This is a genomic window from Deltaproteobacteria bacterium (assembly GCA_016874755.1).
Classification (GTDB): domain Bacteria; phylum Desulfobacterota; class Binatia; order UBA9968; family UBA9968; genus DP-20.
This window is the reverse complement of the sequence record VGTH01000008.1, coordinates 11,362-31,167: the sequence shown is the minus strand read 5'-3', so window position 1 is coordinate 31,167 and position 19,806 is coordinate 11,362. Positions and strand designations below refer to the sequence as shown.

Sequence of the window (19,806 nt, the reverse complement as noted above, 5' to 3'; positions counted from 1 at the left end):
ACGTAGCGTGATGGTAGCCACAACCAAAGGAAGAACCCGTCCGCAAGCACATACATGACGAGACTAGAGAGCGCTAGGAGAACGAACGCGAACAAGCCAGCTCTCTGCCTACCCGTTCTAATCATGGTGACTAGCCAGAGGACCGCAAAAACCAATGGAATGACAATCCATATTATTGTTTTGATGCTCCCTTGATAAGGCCGAGGCTACCCATGTCCGGGCCGCGTCTAGTCTTGGCGGAAACGAGCCTGGGCCTGGCGCGCCTGGACATTCGCAAGCTGCTTGGCCCATTTGGTCGAATACTCCCGGCGGGTCTCATCGGTGATCGCGCTGGTGGCCGGGAACTTATCGCGCCATTCCCAAGGCCGCACGGCTTCGATGATCATGCGCGAGTTAAGGCCCTTTTGGCCTGGAGGGATAATGGGGTCGAGCGGGCCGCTCCAGGTGCGACGCAGCAGGTCCATGTGAAGGGCCGGATCCGTCCGGGTGCAGATCGCCCACAGGACCTCGTTGGTATCGGTGATGTCGATATCGTCGTCGACGACAACCACATAGCGACCGAGATAGGCCCCGGCATGACACTGGCACGCCACCAACGCCGCCTGTTTGGCGTGCCCGGGGTAGCGCTGCTTGATCGCCACCACGATCATGAAGCGTTGCGCCGGCGGCGGCAGATAAACGCCTTTGATGTCGGGCACGCCGGCTTGCTCCATGCCGTTCCAAACCGTCGCCGCGCGCAAGCAGGAGCGGTACATGCCGTGTATCGTCGGCTTAAACGGCGCAGCGCCGCAGATGATCGGCTCGTTGCGATAGTAGAGCGCCTTGACGCGCACAAACGGCTCAGGCCGGTTGGCGCTGGCGTAATAGCCCGGCCACTCACCGAAGGGCCCTTCTTGCATCGTTTCCCCCGGCACGATCTCGCCCTCGATGACAATCTCCGAGTTGGCAGGAAAATGCAGCCCGGTGATAGGCCCTTCGATCACGTCAATGGGTTGGCCAATCAAGCCGCCGGCCCAGTCGTACTCGTTGACGCCAAACGGCACGGCCTGCGATGACGCAACATAAAGCAGTGGATGCTGGCCGAAAGCCATCGCCACTGGGAAAGTCTTGCCCGCCTTCATGGCCTTTTCGTAATGCATCTTGCCGTGCTTGCCCGGCGATATGTACAAACCGACTTTGTCCTTATCCTGCAGCATCACGCGATAGCAGCCGACGTTTTCCACATCGGTTTCGGGATCGCGGGTGACCACCAGGTGAGCGGTACCGAGATAGCGGCCGCCGTCGCCTTTGTGCCAGAACGGCACGGGAAATTTGGTTAGGTCGATCTGATCGCCGCGCTCGACATTTTCAAATATGGGCCCGGTCTTGACCACGTTGGCTTTGACCGGCTGCATGGCGCGCAGTTTGGCGCGCAGGGCGTCGATCAGCGGAATGATTTTGAGATCGAGCGGCAAGTTAAGCGTCAGCGCCGTGCGCTCCAGAGTCTCCAGCATGTTGACCAGGACGCGCCGGCCAGGATCGAAGCCCGGCACGTTGTCAAAGACCACCGCTGGCGGTGTCGACAGCCGTTCAAGAATAATTTCCGTGAGCGCGCCGATCTCGAGATTCCAATGCGCGCCGGAAATTTGCTCCAACTGTTCGAGGCGCTTGACGTCTTTGAGCCAATCGCGCAGATCGCACACTGAGCTGGATGGGGCCTGGGTCGCCGCTGCCGTCGCCATAGGGGACTCCTTATTGCTATTCGCTGAGCTTGACTGTGCTGCCATGAAAGATTTCTTCAGGGGCCGTGGTTCTCGCGGTCACGCCCTGGGCATCGCAATAGGCGAAAAAGCGATTCAACACGTGGCGATTGGCTTCCAAGCCGTACGCCCAGGGATCGCACTGAAAAATTTCTTGTTCCGCCTCGATGTACGGATTGGGCCAAGCCTCGGCCAGGCTGGGAACCGCCCGCCGCCAGCGCTGGCCCCAGCTTTTGGCTTCGACGTAGAGACGAAACAGCTGCGCCGGCAGCTCCGGATGTTTTTCCGCCAGCGATTTTTGCATCGCCAGCACGTGCATGATCGGCAAGATCTTGGTCTTGCGAAAATAGCTGGCTTCGACTTCACGAGAGTTCTCAAACAACTTCTTGACGGTGTCGTTGGCGAGCAGTGTGGCAAATTGCGACTCGGTCACGCCCAGCGCATCGACCTGGCCATCGAAAATAGCCTTGCAAGCGCGCTCGGAAGTGTTCTTGCCGCTGTTTTCAATCATGCGGATCACCGAACCGTCGCGCGGCTCGACCGTCGCGCCGGGATCGTGATCGTCCCAGTGATGAATCGAAGCGACATACCATTCGGAATTTTTCGCCGACACACCGTACTCGTCGATCAACATGCCGCGCATCCAGATCGCCGCGGTTTGCACCCAACGAAGAAAGCCGATTTTCTTGCCGCTCAGATCGCTTGGGGTTCTGATGTTCGAAGCCTTGCGCGTGAAGATAAAGCCGTGGCGAAACATGCGCGAGGGAAAGACCGGGATCGCGACAAAATCCGCCTTGCCGCGCGAGGTATAATAAATCAATTCGCCGAGCGACATCTCCGAAATATCGTACTGTCCTTTGAACATGCCGGCGAACATGCCGGGCACGTCCTCGGTTTCGGTGACGTCAAATTCGAACCCGGGAATTTTCATCTGGCCGCGCAGGATCGGCAAAACACCGTCGTAGGCGCGGCTCGCGAGCCGAACGTGAATGGGAGAAGCCATAGGGGTTTACTCTGACCTCTCCGTGTGAGAGGTGAAAAGTTCTCAGCTGGCCGATTCTTCGCGATAGAGCTGCAGCGCTTCCATCACCGGGCGATCGTTCATCGAAAAAAGAATGGCCTCGTCGCTGCCCAAGTTTTCATGAGCGTGCCACTGCCAAAGGGGGACCACGAAGGAATCGCCCTTTTTCCATTCAAGATAGCCCTCGCCGACCCTGGTGCGGCCCTGACCTTTGTTGACGTGATAAAGCGCCGTGCTCGTGTGGCGATGGAGCTTGGTGACATCCTTCGCGTTGAGCATTTGAATTTCGCACGACATGGTCGGGTAGGTATAGCCGCCGGTCGCGGGATTGATGTAGCGCAGCAAAATCCCGTCGTAGGGATCGCGATCGGCCTCGGTCATCGCCTTCAGCGCCTTGTAAGTGTCTACGAATGAGTAGCGAAACGGCGTGCCGCGCTTGAACGATTCGTTCGGTTTAGTCGTGCGCGCAAAACCCATGCGGCTCAAAGATTCGCCGGTCTGGCGCGTAATCTCCTGCTCGGGCTTTTCCGCATCCTCGAAAAACAACACGTTCAACGACTGAATCAGCGGTCCGTCGAGGCCATCGAGCCAGATGATCGGATCTTGTGATTCGTTGTGATGGTCGTGCCAAGTCCAATTGGGCGTCAAGATCAGATCGCCCTCTTCCATGAAAAACTTTTCGCCGTCCACCGCGGTATAGGCGCCTTTGCCTTGGACGACGAAGCGAATCGCCGCCATGTTGTGTCGGTGCGCTTTGGCCACTTCGCCGGGGTTGACGATGGAAAACGTAATTTGCAGCGTGTGCGAGGTCGATTTGATCGGCAAATGCGGGCTCACCAAGCGAATCGCGCGCCGCTCCGCTTGATCGATGCCGATGGTCTCACTCGCCTTGAGCAAACCGTCGAGCAGCGGCTCCCATTTCCATAGGTAGGGCGCCTCGGACGCGTGCCCCGGCACGCGCGTGCGCCAAAAGCCCGAGAGTTGATTCTTCTCAAGCTGGCTGTCAAGCTCTTCAAGCTTCATTGCAACCCCGATTGATTAACTTACGCAGTTTTCTCCATCGCATGCGCCATGCCGCCAAAGTAAGCGCGGTGCAAATCCATCGATTCCTTCGCCGTATGGAGCACGTCTTTTTCCCGCCCCGGCTCGACATATCTTTCCAACACGTCGATGAACATATCGGAGTGCTTCACATCGGCTTTGCTGTGCGCGGTAAAGTTGGGCATTTGCTTGTCGGTGAATTTCAGATCGCGCGACCAGATCTTGTAGAGCCGGCTACAATTGGCGCCGCCCAAATCGCCAAGCAAGCGATCATCGTTGGTCCACTCGGCGATGGTCGACGCCGCAATGGCTTCCTGCCAGGGGCGATTGCGCGCAATCCAGAACCAACCGTAAATCGCCGCCTTGGTGGTTGGCAGCGGCTCGGCGTTGAGCACGTCGTCGACGCTCAATCCAAGCTCCTTGCCCTGGCGAAAAATCAAATCGAGATGACCGTGTTTGGAATGCTCGTCCTCGACTAACTCTTCATGCTCATGTTCCATAATCCGTTGTTTCACGTCGAACTCGTTGCAATTGGCGGCGACCTGCGGCCAAAAATTGCGCCGCTGCCGGACGTAGAGACTCAGCTGCAACAGGTAAATCTGCGCCCGTTTGATGTTCATGGGTATCGAATAGAAATGCTCCATCTCCGGCGAGCGAAACAAATCGCGCACGCATTCGCCCAGCGCTTGGCGCCATTCCTGCGGTTTCATAGTAACTCCTCCCGAATTTTGCCGTTCAATTTCAATTTGTTAGCACTAACTGATCGTTCGAAGTATTGTCAAGCTCGAAGCGCCATCAGGGCCCGGCAGAAGGTTCAGCGCCGCCACCGCGTCCTTAAAATTCCACCGGACCGATACCAGAAATGGTCAGACCTTGGCGCGCGCCTTGATGCGCTGGTTGAGCGACTGCAACACCCCGGCATCGACGGCGGCGATGACATCGACGGCGGCGTCCAATTCTTCCTCCGTCATGCCGGCTTTCCTTGCGTCCGCAAGGCGGCGCTCCACTCAGGGATCGCACAACCGCATGATTGCGACGGCCAGCCCCATCAGCATTTTTTCCCGCTCAGTTAGACACTCGACCGCGTGGGCATCTTTGTAGAAGGTTCGGAAGTCGGCTTTCTTCACAATTACTCCGTTGGCAGATTACGTTTGACGTCTGCGGTCTAGCGTTGTGGCCAAGCACGCGAAACCCTAGACGCTAAACGCCAGACGGCTAATTACGCCGGCTTTACTCCGGTGATCACGGCGTAGGAAAAACTGCCCTTCACATGGGCATGATCGCCGTGCGAATGCCAGGTAAAATAGTTTTTCTTCATGCGCTCGGCCAGCTCCGGCGCTTCCTTCTCTAATTCCAGCGCGGCCTCGAGCCAATGGCGCCCGGTGGGGATGCCGTCCATGCCTTCTTGATTGAAGGAATAGGAAAGCACATTCACCCGCGGCACGCGGTAGCCCGCCTTGGAGAGCAAGCGTTGAATGCTGCTGGAGGTGTGAAATTTGAAACCGTCGCCATGGGTGCGCCGGAAAACCTGATTGATCTTGGCCTCCAACGCGCTATCGACCGCGTCCTTGGCTTCTTCGATGATCGGATCGACGACCACGAAACGCCCGCTCGGCTTCAACACCCGCAGCACTTCGGCTACTACGCCGGCGGGATTGCCGAAATGGTGCAAGCTAAACGAGACAAAGGCACGGTCGAAGGTGCCGGTCTTGAACGGCAGCTTGTCCGCCTGGCCGGCGGACTGTTCATAATGCTCGATCGGATCTTTGTGGTGGTGGCCGACGTCGAGCATCGCCATCGCTTCATCGACGCCGACAATGCGGCCGCCTTTGAGCTTCTTGGACAGCGGCCGCGCCACCCGGCCGGTGCCGGTGGCCAAATCGAGAATCGCTTCGCCGCCCTTGAGCGTCAACGCTTCGATGAGTTTCTCGGTCAAGTCGGTGCGCATGTCGGACAAGCCGCGGCTATCGAAGTCTCGCGCGTGCGCCGGATCGTGAAAGCGCGACTTATGATCGAGTCCATGGCCGTGATCGTGCGAATGGCCATGCGCGTGACCATGGCCGTGGCCATGCGCATCATGACTATGCGAGTGCTCGCCATGACTATGCTCATGCTCATGGCCGTGATCGTGGCTATGCGCTTTAGGCTCGTGATCCTGCTTATGCTCGCCATGGGACTGGGAGTGTCCATGATCGTGGCCATGGTCATGCCCATGTGCATGCTCGCCCTTGTGTCCGTGCTTATGTTCGTCCGCCATCTTTTTTCCTACTTTTATATTTTTGAATTTGTAATTTTGAATTTATTTCTTGGCCATCTCTTCCATGATCTCCCACTGCTCGTCGGTGACTTTCATCATCGACAGCCGTGAGTTCTTGACCAGATCAAAGTTCTTCAACTTCGGATGGGCTTTGACTTGCGCCAATGTCACCGGCTTGGCCAGCGCCCGCACCGGCTCGACGTCGACCACCAACAACCGCGGGTCGTCTTTTTCAGGATCGGGATAGGCACCGCTTAACGCGCGCGCCACGCCCACTGCGGCTTTTTCGTCGCCGGTGTGATAAATAAAAATCAGCTCGCCCTTTTTTATGTCCTTGACATGCTTGAGCGCCAGAAAATTGGCCACCCCGTCCCACACGGTCTTCTTGTCTTTGACCAATTGTTGATAGGAATAGACCGATGGCTCACTTTTAAATAACCAACGCGTTGCCATATTACCAAACCCCTCCTGCATTCGGTTTATAAAACGACACGCCCTAGCAATACAATCCCTTGACGATAACGCCAATTCTATATATCCAGCGACTACCGTTTAGCTGATCCGAGCCAATCATGCCCACTGAGCTGCATATCTACACGATCAATCGCGGCGCCTTGCAGGAGTTCGCCACCGAATGGCGCGATCACATCAAGCCGCTGCGGCAAAAGTTCGGCTTTCGCGTCGACGGCGGCTGGACCGTGGCGGCAACCAATCAGTTTGTCTGGTTCTTAAGCCACGACGACGCGGCGAACTGGCAGGCCAACAACCAGGCCTTCTACCAGTCCGACGAACGACGCCGTTTATCTCCGGACCCGGCGCGCCTCATAGCGCGGGTCGAGCAATATTTCGTCGAGTCCGTGACTGAGGAATAAATAAATCATGAAAGTCATCGTCGGCTTGCTGTCGTTTTTTGCTATTGTAGTAGGCTTGGCCGCTGCTTACACTTGGGTTACGCTCAATTGGTCCTACTCCACTGGCGAACGAGCTGGGTTCATTCAGAAATTTTCCAAGAAGGGCTGGATCTGCAAAACCTGGGAGGGCGAGCTCTTGCTAACCACAGTGCCCGGCGCCATTCCGGAGAAGTTTCTTTTTTCCGTGCGCGACGACATAGTGGCCAAACGACTGATGGACAGTATGGGCAAGCGCGTTACGCTCAGCTATGCGCAGCACAAAGGCGTGCCGAGCTCCTGCTTCGGCGAAACCGAATATTTCATCGACAAGGTGCAGCTGACTCCCTAGCCCGAATTATTCATGCGACGGGGAAAACCCATGACACTGTGTCGATCGAAGTGGAACTCTGGAGGAGCGGAGGCATCAGCGTAGATCGTTCGGTTTGATTCGCCGATGCTTGGGATCTCTTCGACCTTTCCACTGCGATTCGCAGAGCAGGGCGACCGCCGGTCGCCCCTACATCGCGGCGTTGATGCAATGCCCTGTTGCCTTTGCTCCGGAAGGGTTTCGCCTCGATCGCGCTCATGCTGCGAACAGTCTAAGCTAGGAACTATACTATGTCCCAATTCAGTGATTTCTGCGCTTCGTACTTCAAGCGCTATTTCGACCTCCATCCCACCGATGCCATCTATTACGGCATCGCAGGATACGACCACCTGTTGAACGACTATTCCGACGCGGCCTATCTCGCCGAGAAAGCCTTCGTCGAGGAGTCGCTCAACACGCTCCGGCAGATTCCAACCGGCGATCTCAGCGCCGACGAGACCATCGATCATGCGCTGCTGCAAGGCAAATTGACGATTCAGAACTACGAGCACAACAAGCAAGACTATCGTCTCAAATGGCCCGACACCTATGTGCCGACTGACGCGATCTACATTCTGACGGTGCGCGAGACCAATGATTTGCCGGGCAATTTATTGAGCCGGTTGAATCGCATTCCCGCGGTCATCGAGCAGGGCATCACCAACCTGGGCCGCAAGGACGCCAACCCGCCCAAACTCTGGACTGAGAACGCCATCGAAGGCGCCAACGGCGGCATCACGTTTCTCGACAGCCTCCCTGAACATCCCAAAGTCGCCGCCGGGGTGCCGGACAAGGCCGCGCTGCACAGTGCCATCGACAAGGCCAAAAGTGCGATCCAGGATTACGTCGCGTTTATCGAACGCGACCTTCTACCTCGCAGCAGCGGCATTTACGCCGTCGGTACCGAGCATTTCAATTTACTGCTCAAACAGAAACACTTTCTCGATTACAATGCCGACAGCTTGCTTGCGCTCGGCGAAGAATTATTCGCCAAGACCAAACGCGAGCTCCAAGCGCTAGCGCAAGAGCTCGCGCCCGGCAGAGGTATCGAAGAGGCAGCGCGAAAAATTCAGGAGCACCATCCAAGCAGCGACGACCTTCTATCGGCCTACGACAAGGCGATGAAAGCCGCGCGGGAATTTGTCCGCGCCAACAAGCTGGTCACGTTCCCCGCCAAAGAAGAGCTGCATGTGGTGAACACGCCGGTGTTTCGCCGCCACGAGATTCCGTTTGCGGCTTATATGTCGCCGTCGCCGAAAGATCCCAACCAGGTGGGCTACTACTACGTCACGCCCGCCGCCGATGGCGATTTGCTGCGCGAGCACAACTGGGTCGGCTTGGAGAACACTTCGGTGCACGAGAGCTACCCCGGCCATCACCTGCAGTTTTCCATCGCCAACTGCACAGCGGCAGCGGCGACATTGCCGCGGCTAATGAACGAGTCGTCGGTGTTCTACGAAGGCTGGGCGCTCTATTGCGAGCAGCTCATGCAAGAGCAAGGATTTCTAAAATCCAAAGAGCACCGCTTCGTCATGCTCAAAGACCGGCTCTGGCGCGCCCTTCGCATCATCATCGACGTCAAAACCCAAACCGGCAGACTTAGCTACGACGAAGCCGCCGACTTGATGACGCGCGAGCTGCATTTTCCCCGCGCCCAAGCCTGCGGCGATTTGAACTGGTACAGCCAGTCACCGGCCGTGCCGATGGGCTACGCGCTCGGCTGGTCGATTATCAATCGCCTGCGCGAACAGGAACGTCAGCGCCTCGGCAGCAAATTCGACTTGTGCGAATTTCACGACAAGCTGTTGAGCGCCGGCAGCATCTCGTTGCCGCTCGTCGAAAGACGACATTTTTCGCGGCAGGTGGCTTGAGGCGCGAGGGGACCGCTCACCAATGGCGAATTCCACCAAACCGAAGAAGAAAGGCCCGCTGCTCGGTGCCCATATGTCCATCGCCGGCGGCGTTGGCAATGCGCTGCTCGACGGCAAGAAGGTCGACTGCAATGCCATCCAGATTTTTACCAAATCGTCGCGCCAGTGGGCGTCGAAGCCGCTGGGCAAAGACGAAATCGATCAATTCACAATCAACCGCAAAGAAACCGGCATCGATACCATCGTCGCGCACGATTCCTATTTGTTAAATCTAGGCTCGCCGGACAGCGCCATGCGCAAGCGCTCGATCGGCGCGTTCATCGACGAGATGGAGCGCTGCGAGACCTTGAACGTGTCGAATCTCATCGCCCACCCCGGCGCTCACGTCGGCGCCGGCGAGTTGGAAGGGATCAAGACCATCGCCCAGTCGCTCGACGAAGTGCACAAGGCCTGCCCAGGCTTCAACGTCAAGGTCACTTTGGAGATCACCGCCGGCCAAGGTTCCAACGTCGGTTACCGCTTCGAGCACATGGGCAAGATCATCGACGCGACGAAAGCCGGCGACCGCATACGCATTTGCTTCGACACCGAACATGCCTTCGCCGCCGGTTATGACATTCGCACTAAAGAAGGCTATGAGCGGACATTTGCCGAATTCGACGAAGCCATCGGCCTCGATCGCCTCGCCGCCTTTCACCTAAACGATTCAAAAAAAGACTTTCACTCGCGGGTCGACCGCCACGAACATATCGGCAAAGGCTTCATCGGCGTCGAAGCGTTTCGCTTGCTGATGAACGACCCACGCTTCTGGGGCTTGCCGATGTGCCTAGAAACACCGAAGGACAAAGAGCTAACAGAAGACCGCGAGAATCTGACGCTGCTCAGAAGCTTGATTAAAGGCTGAGACCAACTACGCGGCAATCTGCACGCCGGGAAAGAAGTACTGCACCACCAAGCCAATTAGATAACCCAAGCCGGCCGCGCTCACGGCGATACAAAAAAATTGCATGCCGGAAGCCACCGGCGACTTGGCGGCGAGCACGCCTTTAAAATAGCCGACGCCAAAGAGCGTGAGCGCCGACAGCGCGATGGAAAGATAGAGCGCCTGATTTCCCTTGATGAACAAGTACGGCAGGATCGGAATCACGGCACCGGAGATAAACGACGCCGCCATGACCAGCGCGCCTTTGAGCGGCTGGTTGATGTCGGCCGAGCCAAGACCGAATACTTTTTCCTGAAACGTTCTCAGAAAAACCTGCTCCTGCTGTAAGAGCTGCTTGACGATGCCGTAACTTTGCTCGCGCGAGAGGCCTTCGTCGCTGAGCGATTTGAGCAGCCCTTCAGCCGCGACATAGGGTTCCTGCGCGGCCAAGAGCTCCGCTTCGCGCAGCTCTTTGTCGAAAATGTCTTTCTGCGCGTTGGACGAAAGGTAGGACCCGGCCGCCATGGAAATGGCGCCGGAAAACATCGCCGTCAGGCCGGTAATGATAACGACCACCGTACTTTCCGTCGCGCCTTGCACACCGGCAAGCAAGCCCACCGTGCTGATCAAACCATCCTGCACGCCGAACACCAGCTCACGAATGCGTGAGCGGCTTTCGATGACGGCTTTCTTTTCTTCGAGGGAAACGGCCATGGTGAATTACAGATTACAAATTATTACAAATTCCAGATTCAAGATTTTCGGATTGGGAATCTGGAATTTTGAATTTGGAATCGAGTTTGTCTCAGAATTTCAAGCTCACGTCGCCCGTCGCCTCACCCGGCTTCCATCCCGCCGGGCACAGCCGCTCGGAGCGCAGCGCTTTGACGACGCGCAGGGTTTCTTCGACACTGCGGCCGACGTTGGTGTGGCTGACGACCACGTAGCTTACTTCGCCGCTGGGGCTGATGATGAAGGTGGCGCGGGCGCTGACACCTTCTTTTTCGTCGAGCACGTCGTAGGACCGGCTCAAGGTTCGCGTCTCGTCGCTCAAGAGCGGATAGTTCAACCCACCCAATTCCTCGGCCCATTTGCGGTGGCTCTCGATCGAGTCCACGCTGACACCGAGAATTTCCGCGCCTTCGGCGCGAAACTCTCTGGCCAATTGGCTAAAGCCCGTCACTTCGGTCGGACAAATGAATGTGAAATCGGCGGGGTAGAAAAACAGCACCAGCCATTTTCCTTGGAACCCGCGCAGCGAATAGCTTGCGACTTTGCCGTTCGCAACGCCTTGCAGATTCAACTCAGGGGCTTTCTCGCCGATGCGCAACATTAGGCTCTACCTCTTACGATGAATGATTTTGCCAAAGCGAAAACGCATCTTTGTCCGCCATCGCCGCTCCCGCCGCGAACCAGGGGGCATCCGCCGCGCCGCCCTGCAGCACGCCAAAAAAATAGATACGCAGCATTTGCTCGATCAACTGCGGAAACGGCAAATCGCGCCGCGGCTGATACCAGGTGTAGATCCAGTTCATCATGCCAAACAGCGCAAAGGTCGCGACGCGCAAATCGATCCCCTGCGCGCCTTCCTGCGCCTGTAGCTCGCCGATCAAATCCATGATCACTTTGACGTAGCGCCGCTTGAGCACGAGAATCTTATCGTCGAAGTCACCGGTCAACGACTCGTCTTCATGGGCCATGACTTTCATTTCATGCATGTTGTGCAGAAAGAAATTCAAATGATTCTCAGCAAAAGCACGAATCCGCGCGCGCACATCGAGCTCGCCGCGCGGCGTCTGCTCCCAACTCTGCAGCAGCGTCAAAAAACACCGCTCTTGGATCAGATAGAGCAGGTCTTCCTTGGTCGTAAAATAGTAGTAGAGCCCGGACAGACTCATCTTGGTGGCACGCGAGATATCGCGAACCGAGGTGTGGTGAAAGCCTTTCTCGGCGAAAATCCGCGCCGAGGTTTTCAGAATGTCTTGAAGCTTTTCGTCGTGATGACGAGTCGCCGGTTCAACCCGATTGGACATCGCAAAAAAGATATTGGCAAAGCGTTGGGCTGTCAACGAGCCGAATTCTAATTTCACCACGAAGGCACCAAGGACACGAAGTTCGGACAAAAATCATCTTCTTTTTTTCCTTCGTGGCCTTCGTGTCTTCGTGGTGAAAGTCTTCCCAGCATTTCTTGAATCACCCATACCCTTGGTGTATGTCTTAGAACGCTTACGCCATGAGTTACGAAAACGTCATCGTTGAAAAAGACGGCGCCATCGGCGTTGTCACCCTCAATCGCCCGCAAGCATTGAACGCGCTTTCCTACGGATTGGTCAAAGATTTGTCGTTGGCGATGCAGGAACTGGATGCCGACGCGGATATTCGCGTCATCGTCGTCACCGGTGGCGAAAAAGTTTTCGCTGCTGGCGCCGACATTAAAGAAATGGCCGGCAAAGGTCCCTTCGATGCGCCCGTGCTCGAACGCCTCGCTTACCGTGACAAGATAAACAAGATTACCAAGCCGGTCATCGCCGCCGTCAACGGCTTTGCCCTCGGCGGCGGCTGCGAACTCGCGATGAGCTGCGACATCATTGTCGCCTCGGAAAATGCCCGCTTCGGTCAACCAGAGGTCAATTTGGGCATCATTCCCGGCAGCGGCGGCACCCAGCGGCTCACCCACGTGCTTGGCAAACACCGCGCCATGGAGTTAGTGCTCACCGGCGATATGCTCAGCGCCGCCGACGCGGAGCGCTTGGGCTTGGTCAATCGGGTCGTCCCCAACGAGTTAGTCTTCGAAGAAGCCAAAACCATCGCCAAAAAAATCGCCGCCAAACCGGCGCTGGCGATCAAGGCTGCGAAGGAAGCGGTATTGAAGTCGGCCAACGCCCCCCTCGACGAGGGCTTGGAATACGAGCGCAAATCTTTCTATTTGCTGTTTGCCTCCGAGGACCGCAGCGAAGGCATGAAAGCGTTTCTCGAAAAACGCAAACCGGAATTCAAAGGAAGATAGCTCGCTGTGTTCACGGGCGCCAACAATGACTCACCACGAAGGAGACACAAATAACACGAAGATAAAAAAGTATTTATATTCAGCCCGAAACTTCGTGACCTTCGTGCCTTCGTGGTGAATAGTTAATCCAGCTAATCTATCATGGCCTACGAAACGATTCTCTACGAGAAACAAAACGGCGTCGGCACCATCACGCTCAACCGGCCGCAGTCGCTCAACGCGTTCATTCCGCAGATGAACAAGGAAGTGCTCGACGTGCTAAGAGACGGCGAGCGCGACAAAGAAGTACGCTGTATGATGATCACCGGTGCCGGCCGGGCTTTTTGCGCCGGCCAAGACTTAAAAGGTCGCACCCCCGATCAAAAAGGCTCGCTCGGTGCGTCGCTGCGGGAAAAATACAACCCGATGATCAAACAGATTCGCGCCATGGAAAAGATCGTCATCGCCGCGGTCAACGGCGTCGCCGCCGGCGCCGGCTGCAACTTTGCCCTGGCCTGCGATCTACGGGTTGCCTCGGAGGACGCCAAGTTTATCCAATCTTTCGTGCGCGTCGGTCTCGCGCCCGACTCGGGCGGCAGTTTCATCCTGACGCGCCTGGTGGGCTTGAGCAAAGCGATGGAGCTTTTGCTGCTTGGCGACACCGTCGACGCCAAAGAGGCGCAGCGCATCGGTCTGGTCGCCCGTGTGTTTCCCACGGTGGAATTCGCCGCGTCGGCAAGACAGATCGCCGAGCAAGTCGCCAAGGCGCCGCGCGGTATCGGTTTGATCAAGCGCGCGGTGAATCATGCGAATTTGCCCAACGTCGATTCCGATTTGGAATACGAGGCACACTTGCAGGAGATCGCCGGTCGCAGCGCCGACTACGACGAAGGCGTCAAAGCATTTTTGGAAAAACGGACACCCGTGTTTACCGGCAAATAGTTTTGCGTTGCGAGTTTCGGGTTTCGAGTTGAACCCGGCACCCAAAACCCGAAACTCGAAACAGAATCTTATGGCCAACAAAACTGAAAAGATCGCCGTCCTCGGCGCCGGCACCATGGGCGCGGGTATCGCGCAGGTGGCCGCGCAGGCCGGCTTCCCGACGCTGCTCTACGATATCAAACAGGAATTCATCGATGCCGGCATGGGCAAGATCAAAGCCTTCCTCGCCGGCAGCCGCGAGCGCGGCAAATTGAGCGCGGAACAAGAGAAAGAAATCCTCGATCGCTTCCAACTCACCACCAGCCTCGACGACTGCAAAGGCTGCGCGTTGGTGATCGAAGCCGCGCCGGAAAAGCTCGAGCTCAAGCGCGATATTTTCCGGCAGCTCGATGCCGTTTGCGGTGTGGAAACACTGCTAGCAAGCAATACTTCTTCGTTTAACGTCACCGCCATCGCTGCCAGCACGCAGCACCCGGAACGCGTGCTGGGGCTGCACTTTTTCAACCCGCCGCCGCTGATGGCACTCGTGGAAGTCATTCAAGGCGATCGCACCAGCAGCGCAACGATTGAGAAAGCCACCGCGCTGATGAAAGCCATCGGCAAAACCCCGGCGCGCGCCAAGGACACCGCTGGCTTCATCGTCAACCGCATCGCCCGGCCCTTTTATAATGAAGCGCTGCGCATCCTGGGCGACGGTGACGCTTCGGTCGAAAACATCGACAAGGTTATGAAAGAGGCCGGCAATTTCCGCATGGGGCCGTTTGAGTTAATGGATCTCATCGGCAACGATATTAATTTCGCCGCGACGGAATCGCTCTACCGTTCGTTTTTTGAGGACCCGCGCTTTCGCCCGAGCCCGATCCAGCAGCGCATGGTGCTCGGCGGCAACCTGGGGAGAAAGACCGGCCGCGGTTTTTACGTCTATGCCAAAAAGTAATCTCGCCATCGTCGGCAACAGCCGGTTGGCCCAGGATCTCGCCGCGGCCTGCAAAGAAAAGAACCTCGAGGCTGCCTTCTCGGCCAACGCAGCCGATTTAGAGCCGACGACCCCTTTGGTCATCGAAACCTGCGCCGGCGATCGAGATCGTAAGAAGGCCTTGCTGCAAAAGCTTGACGACTTTCTACCCGCCAATGCGGTCATCGTCAGTTCCTGCTTAGGGTTCGGCGTCACCGAGTTGGCATCGTGGATCAAAAAGCCTGAGCGCCTTATCGGCTTCGCGACTTTTTATCCATTGAAAGATCGCAAGGTCGTCGAGTTGGCGCGCGGCCTGCGCACCAGCGAAAGCACAGCGCGCAGTGCCGCGGAAATTTTCAAATCTCTGGGCAAGGAAACCGTTCTGGTCAAGGACACCGCCGGCTTAACCTTCCCGCGCATTTTGAGTTTGATCATCAACGAAGCGGCGCGCGCCCTCGAAGAAGGCGTGGCGTCGGCCGAAGAAATCGACGTCGCCATGCGCCTCGGCGTGAATTACCCTCAGGGACCGCTCAAGTGGGCCGATCAGATCGGCCTCGACGAAGTGTTGGCGGTCTTAGAAGGCTTGCTCGGCGAAACCGGCGACGATCGCTACCGCCCGGCGCCGCTGCTCAAACGGCTGGTCACGGCCGGATTCTTGGGCGAGACTAGCGGCCGCGGATTCTACAGCTATAATGAAACTCAGGTGAAACCATGAAAGAAGCCGTCATTGTCGAAGCCGTGCGCACGCCCATGGGCCGCCACGGCGGCATCTTAAAAGACGTTCGCACCGATGATCTCGCTGCCTACGTGATCGCGAAAATGGTCGAGAAGACCGGCATCGACAAAGAGCAGATCGAGGACGTTTACTTCGGCTGCACCAATCAGGCCGGCGAAGACTCCCGCAACGTGGCGCGTAATGCTTCGCTGCTCGCCGGGCTGCCCTACACGATTCCTGGCGCAACGGTGAATCGGTTGTGCGGCTCCGGCCTCGAAGCGATCAATCAGGCGGCGCACTCGATCGAAACCGAGAATGGCGATTTGTACGTCGCCGGCGGCGTCGAGAGCATGACCCGTGGCCCATGGGTCATGGGCAAACCGGCCAATGCATTTCAGCGCGGCGATATCAACATGTTCGACAGCTCGCTCGGCTGGCGCTTTCCCAACAAACGCATGGGCGAGCTCTATTCGCTGATCAACAACGGCGAGACCGCCGAAAACGTCGCCGAGAAATACAACATCAGCCGCGAAGACCAGGACAAGCTCGCGTTGGCGAGTCACCAAAAAGCCATTGCGGCACAGCAAGCCGGGCGCTTCAAAGAAGAGATGATTCCGTTTGAAATTCCGCAGCGCAACGGCAAAACTTTGGTGCATGACAAAGACGAGAACCCACGCTCCGATACGTCATTGGAGGTTCTCGCTAAGCTGTCGGCCTCCTTCAAAAAAGGCGGCAGCGTGACCGCCGGAAATTCATCGCCGCTGTCCGACGGCGCCGCCGCGTTGTTGGTCACCTCGCCGCAAAGAGCCGAGCAGTTGAAACTCAAACCGCTGGCCCGCGTGGTCGCCTCGGCCGCCGCCGGTGTCCATCCAAACTACATGGGCATCGGCCCCATCCCGGCCACCCAGAAAGCGCTCAAACGCGCCGGCCTCACCATCGATCAAATCGATCTCGTCGAGTTGAACGAAGCCTTCGCCTCTCAAGTCCTCGCCTGCTGCCGCGAGCTCGGCATCGACCTGAACAAGTTGAACGTCAATGGCGGCGCCATCGCCTTGGGCCACCCCCTCGGCTGCAGCGGCGCGCGCATGATGGCGACGTTGGTGCACGAGATGCAAAAGCGCGGCAGCCGCTATGGCCTGGCCACCATGTGCATCGGCGTCGGCCAAGGGATCGCCACGATCGTCGAGCGCGTGAACTAGCCTATAGCTTCAGAAAATCCGCCAAACCTTGAAGGTCTTGCCCTTCTCAGGCTCCGCTGTACACTGACGTTGTGTCCCGACATCGACAGGACCGACGTAACCGCCTGCTCTCCTGGTCCAAACCATCAGCGCGCGACATTGGTTCGCCCCTGGGACGGTGTGCTTGGCCTCGCCTTTAACCCCCTATGAATCCGATCGTGGCCCCATTTACGACACGCAGATTTTCCTTGCCGTTGCTGCTGCGCGCCGTGGGCCGTTATCGCAGACATCTTTTGCTCGGGGTGCTGCTATTGGTTGGCGCTTGCTTTGTTTTGCTGCAGGTCTTTGACAATCTGGCGGCGCGCCACCGCGACACCGTCCAACAGGAATTGCACCGCATTCTCGGCAAGGACGTCAACTTCGACAGTTTGGAAGCAACCCTGTGGGGCGGGCTCGGCTTTGTCGCCAAGGAATTTCGCATCGACGACGACCGCCGCTTCGCCGCCACGCCGTTTTTGCGCGCCCGCGCGCTGCATCTGGGTTTGAGCTTGCTCGACCTGGCCCGAGGCCGGTTGGTCATCGATTCCCTTGCGCTTGACGGGCCGGAGTTTCAAGTTATCGCCGACGAGAACGGCCTTGTGAACGTAACTGCGCTGGTGGAACGTAAGAAAGCCTTGAGCACGTTCCCGCGCATCGCCGCGCCGGGGCCGGAAAAGCTCCGCGATCGCGTCAATTTCACCATCCGCAGCGTGCAAATCGTCGATGGACAGCTCTATTGCGTTGACCGCTCCGGTAGCTCGGCGGCGACGTTGCAAATTAGAAACGTGCAGATGCATGCCACTGGCCTGGGCGTCGCCAGCCCGATGCGCGTAAAAATTACCGGTGCCCTCACCGGAGGCCTCACTCAGGACATCACCATCCAGGGCAGCGTAAGTGCGCCGCCCAAACCGGAACTCTGGACCGAGCGCCAGCTCGATCTCGACCTGCGCTTCGATTCTTTGCACTTGCCCCTCGTGGTAGCAGCCCTGCCCGGGCTCAAGGACAACCTGCTCTCGGAGCTCGGCATCACGGCACCGTCCACCCTGCGGGCGCGCCTGACTGGGACATTGCGAGCGCCGATCCTGAATGAGGTGCTGCTGAAAGTGCCGCTCTTCGGCGCCACCGAGTACAATGCGATTGCTCAAGGAACGGTAAAGATTCCCGCCGATCGCGATTGGGCCGGCTCTGAGGTTGCGGGCACCGTAAAAATGCCGGGCATCGATATCGCCCAGCTGCGTCGCCTCAGCTATCTGAAGAATGTTTTCTCACAGCGCTTCCAAGCCAGCGGTTCCATCGGCGTCAGTAGCAACCTTGCCGGGAGTTGGCGTTTCTTGCGCGTGGGCGCGCGCATCGACGCTGGCGCCGCCGAGCTCAGCTACGCGCACCACTTGAAAAAACCCGCCGGAACCCGCGCTCTTTGGCAAGGGCAATTTGCCCGGCGCGCAGATGACGTGGTTGTGCACGACTCAAGACTCTACGTCGGCGGGTTCGCGACCACGCTCACCGGCCACATTGCGTCGGACGCCGTCGCGCTGCGCGCCAGTGAAAGCCGCAGCGACATCGCCGCGCTGATTGCTTTCTTAGAACCCCAGCCGGACCATTCGGCAAGCGGCGCGGCAAGTTGGGATTTACGCTTCAACAAAGATTTGGCCAACAGCGACAACCCTTGGCTCCTACGCGGCACACTGCAATTACACGACGCCGCCTTGCGCCCCAAGCAGAGGGGGCAAGCCTTGCAAGCCGTCAATGGCACGGTCCATTTCACCGGCGACCAAGCTCGCGCGGACAATGTCACGTTGCGCTACGGCGCCTCGCCTTTGGCCCTCGATGTGACCCTGGTCGATTTAACCGAACTGCGTGGGGCCTTTCGGGCGCGCGCCCAGGCCATCCAAGCCGCCGACTTTGCGCCGCTGTTTGCAAATCATGCAAATCTGCTCCGAAACTTCGTTGCCGATGGCAATTTTGAATGGCAAAACGCCACGCCAGCGCTAAGCGCAACAGTCAACTCGTCAGGGGGAACTCTGGAGGACTTACCCTTTCAAGATTTGCGCGCGGAATTGGTTTGGTCACCGCAGGGCACACGGGTCAGGCAGCTTTCGCTGCGCACGCTTGGCGGCACCGTGCAAGCTGTCGGCACCTGGGCGAGTAACCGCGACGGCAGCCAAATCGTCGAGTGGTCGCCGCGCTTGGAGTCCGTCGACCTAACCGCTTTGCTCGAACAGAAGTTTCCCCGCCTCAAAACCCGAGTTGCCGGCCGGCTCGATTTTCGCGGCCGCCTGGCCGGCGGCTATCCGATGGAATCCAGTGCTGAGCACCCTTTCACCGGCGACGGCGAAGTGCTCATCAACAAGGGTCTGATTAAAAACTTCAACCTGGTCGCCCAACTGTTTGGCCACGGCAACCGTGGCACGCCGTCGTCACGGCTCCCTGCCGGTCTACAAGCTTTGGTCGAACGCCCCGAGACGGTTTTTGACTCCTTCAAGGGCAGCTTCAAATGGCGCGCGCAACGGCTGTCGAGCGACGACTTGATACTGGCGACGCCCAATTACACCATTACCGGCGCCGGCTGGGTGGCAACCGATCGCAGCACCCGTTGGAACGGACTATTGGTGCTTTCGCCGAGTCTTACCCAGGAGCTTCAGCGGGAATACAAGATGCTGCGTTATTTTGTCGATCGGCGCGGCCGGCTCGCCATCGCGTTCCGCGTTGACGGCACGCTGCCCAACCTCCGTATTCGCCCGGAGAATCGCGCTTTAGCCCAGGCTTTGCGTTGGGGCACGGGAGTCCGCGGCGGCTCAAGCGGCAGCGAGGAAAAAAAAGGCGCCGAAAAGAAGAAAGACGAGTGGCTGCCACGCTCGCTTGAAGAGATGTTGCGCTAGGACC

At 57.8% G+C, this 19,806-nt stretch carries 19 protein-coding genes; 10 read left to right on the top strand and 9 right to left on the bottom strand.

Going from position 1 to position 19,806, the window contains the following annotated elements; translation table 11 throughout:
- Positions 1-227: 227 nt before the first annotated feature.
- The 6 genes from FJ145_06690 to FJ145_06665 all read right to left on the bottom strand — a co-directional run bounded on the left by FJ145_06690 (position 228) and on the right by FJ145_06665 (position 6,511).
- Complete coding sequence (locus FJ145_06690) at positions 228-1,766, bottom strand: UbiD family decarboxylase (protein ID MBM4261117.1); 1,539 nt, start codon at positions 1,764-1,766, stop codon at positions 228-230.
- Positions 1,738-2,742, bottom strand: coding sequence for an ABC transporter substrate-binding protein (locus FJ145_06685; GenBank protein ID MBM4261116.1), 1,005 nt, complete (start codon positions 2,740-2,742; stop codon positions 1,738-1,740). Before FJ145_06685 ends, FJ145_06690 begins: the two co-directional genes overlap by 29 nt.
- A gap of 42 nt (positions 2,743-2,784) precedes the next feature.
- Positions 2,785-3,783, bottom strand: a complete 999-nt coding sequence (locus tag FJ145_06680) for a cupin domain-containing protein (GenBank protein MBM4261115.1) — start codon at positions 3,781-3,783, stop codon at positions 2,785-2,787.
- A 20-nt stretch (positions 3,784-3,803) separates the two neighbouring features.
- Positions 3,804-4,511 carry a hypothetical protein gene (locus FJ145_06675; GenBank protein MBM4261114.1) on the bottom strand — a complete coding sequence of 236 codons (708 nt, stop codon included), beginning with the start codon at positions 4,509-4,511 and terminating at the stop codon, positions 3,804-3,806.
- Positions 4,512-5,020: 509 nt separating this feature from the next.
- A complete protein-coding gene (locus tag FJ145_06670; protein ID MBM4261113.1) occupies positions 5,021-6,058 on the bottom strand; it encodes a methyltransferase domain-containing protein in 1,038 nt (345 codons plus the stop codon).
- 42 nt (positions 6,059-6,100) lie between these two features.
- Positions 6,101-6,511 (bottom strand): EVE domain-containing protein, encoded by a 411-nt coding sequence (locus FJ145_06665; GenBank protein ID MBM4261112.1) that lies wholly within the window; start codon positions 6,509-6,511, stop codon positions 6,101-6,103.
- A gap of 119 nt (positions 6,512-6,630) precedes the next feature.
- Here FJ145_06665 and FJ145_06660 point away from each other — a divergent pair, with 119 nt between their 5' ends.
- The 4 genes from FJ145_06660 to FJ145_06645 all read left to right on the top strand — a co-directional run bounded on the left by FJ145_06660 (position 6,631) and on the right by FJ145_06645 (position 10,090).
- Positions 6,631-6,930: a hypothetical protein gene (locus tag FJ145_06660; protein ID MBM4261111.1), complete on the top strand. Its 300-nt coding sequence runs from the start codon at positions 6,631-6,633 to the stop codon at positions 6,928-6,930.
- A gap of 7 nt (positions 6,931-6,937) precedes the next feature.
- Positions 6,938-7,297: a hypothetical protein gene (locus tag FJ145_06655; protein ID MBM4261110.1), complete on the top strand. Its 360-nt coding sequence runs from the start codon at positions 6,938-6,940 to the stop codon at positions 7,295-7,297.
- A gap of 269 nt (positions 7,298-7,566) precedes the next feature.
- Positions 7,567-9,186, top strand: a complete 1,620-nt coding sequence (locus FJ145_06650; protein ID MBM4261109.1) for a DUF885 domain-containing protein — start codon at positions 7,567-7,569, stop codon at positions 9,184-9,186.
- Between the two features lie 22 nt (positions 9,187-9,208).
- Positions 9,209-10,090 carry a deoxyribonuclease IV gene (locus tag FJ145_06645; GenBank protein MBM4261108.1) on the top strand — a complete coding sequence of 294 codons (882 nt, stop codon included), beginning with the start codon at positions 9,209-9,211 and terminating at the stop codon, positions 10,088-10,090.
- Positions 10,091-10,096: 6 nt separating this feature from the next.
- On the opposite strand, the gene FJ145_06640 is transcribed toward FJ145_06645, so the two are convergent.
- The 3 genes from FJ145_06640 to FJ145_06630 form a co-directional block, all read right to left on the bottom strand.
- A complete protein-coding gene (locus tag FJ145_06640) occupies positions 10,097-10,822 on the bottom strand; it encodes a hypothetical protein (protein ID MBM4261107.1) in 726 nt (241 codons plus the stop codon).
- 91 nt (positions 10,823-10,913) lie between these two features.
- Positions 10,914-11,441: a peroxiredoxin gene (locus tag FJ145_06635; protein ID MBM4261106.1), complete on the bottom strand. Its 528-nt coding sequence runs from the start codon at positions 11,439-11,441 to the stop codon at positions 10,914-10,916.
- Between the two features lie 13 nt (positions 11,442-11,454).
- Positions 11,455-12,231, bottom strand: coding sequence for a TetR/AcrR family transcriptional regulator (locus FJ145_06630; protein MBM4261105.1), 777 nt, complete (start codon positions 12,229-12,231; stop codon positions 11,455-11,457).
- A 110-nt stretch (positions 12,232-12,341) separates the two neighbouring features.
- Here FJ145_06630 and FJ145_06625 point away from each other — a divergent pair, with 110 nt between their 5' ends.
- The 6 genes from FJ145_06625 (at position 12,342) to FJ145_06600 (ending at position 19,802) form a co-directional block, all read left to right on the top strand.
- Entirely contained in the window at positions 12,342-13,115 is a 774-nt protein-coding gene (locus tag FJ145_06625) for an enoyl-CoA hydratase (protein MBM4261104.1), read from the top strand.
- 141 nt (positions 13,116-13,256) lie between these two features.
- The gene (locus tag FJ145_06620; protein ID MBM4261103.1) at positions 13,257-14,036 is read left to right on the top strand and encodes a 2-(1,2-epoxy-1,2-dihydrophenyl)acetyl-CoA isomerase; all 780 of its coding nucleotides are present in this window, start codon (positions 13,257-13,259) and stop codon (positions 14,034-14,036) included.
- A gap of 70 nt (positions 14,037-14,106) precedes the next feature.
- On the top strand, positions 14,107-14,973 hold the full coding sequence (locus tag FJ145_06615) for a 3-hydroxybutyryl-CoA dehydrogenase (GenBank protein MBM4261102.1): 867 nt from the start codon (positions 14,107-14,109) through the stop codon (positions 14,971-14,973).
- Positions 14,960-15,706: a 3-hydroxybutyryl-CoA dehydrogenase gene (locus tag FJ145_06610; protein MBM4261101.1), complete on the top strand. Its 747-nt coding sequence runs from the start codon at positions 14,960-14,962 to the stop codon at positions 15,704-15,706. The genes FJ145_06615 and FJ145_06610 overlap by 14 nt, the downstream gene beginning before the upstream one ends.
- Positions 15,703-16,905: a thiolase family protein gene (locus tag FJ145_06605; protein ID MBM4261100.1), complete on the top strand. Its 1,203-nt coding sequence runs from the start codon at positions 15,703-15,705 to the stop codon at positions 16,903-16,905. Before FJ145_06610 ends, FJ145_06605 begins: the two co-directional genes overlap by 4 nt.
- A 185-nt stretch (positions 16,906-17,090) precedes the next feature.
- Positions 17,091-19,802, top strand: a complete 2,712-nt coding sequence (locus tag FJ145_06600) for an AsmA family protein (GenBank protein MBM4261099.1) — start codon at positions 17,091-17,093, stop codon at positions 19,800-19,802.
- Positions 19,803-19,806: the final 4 nt, after the last annotated feature.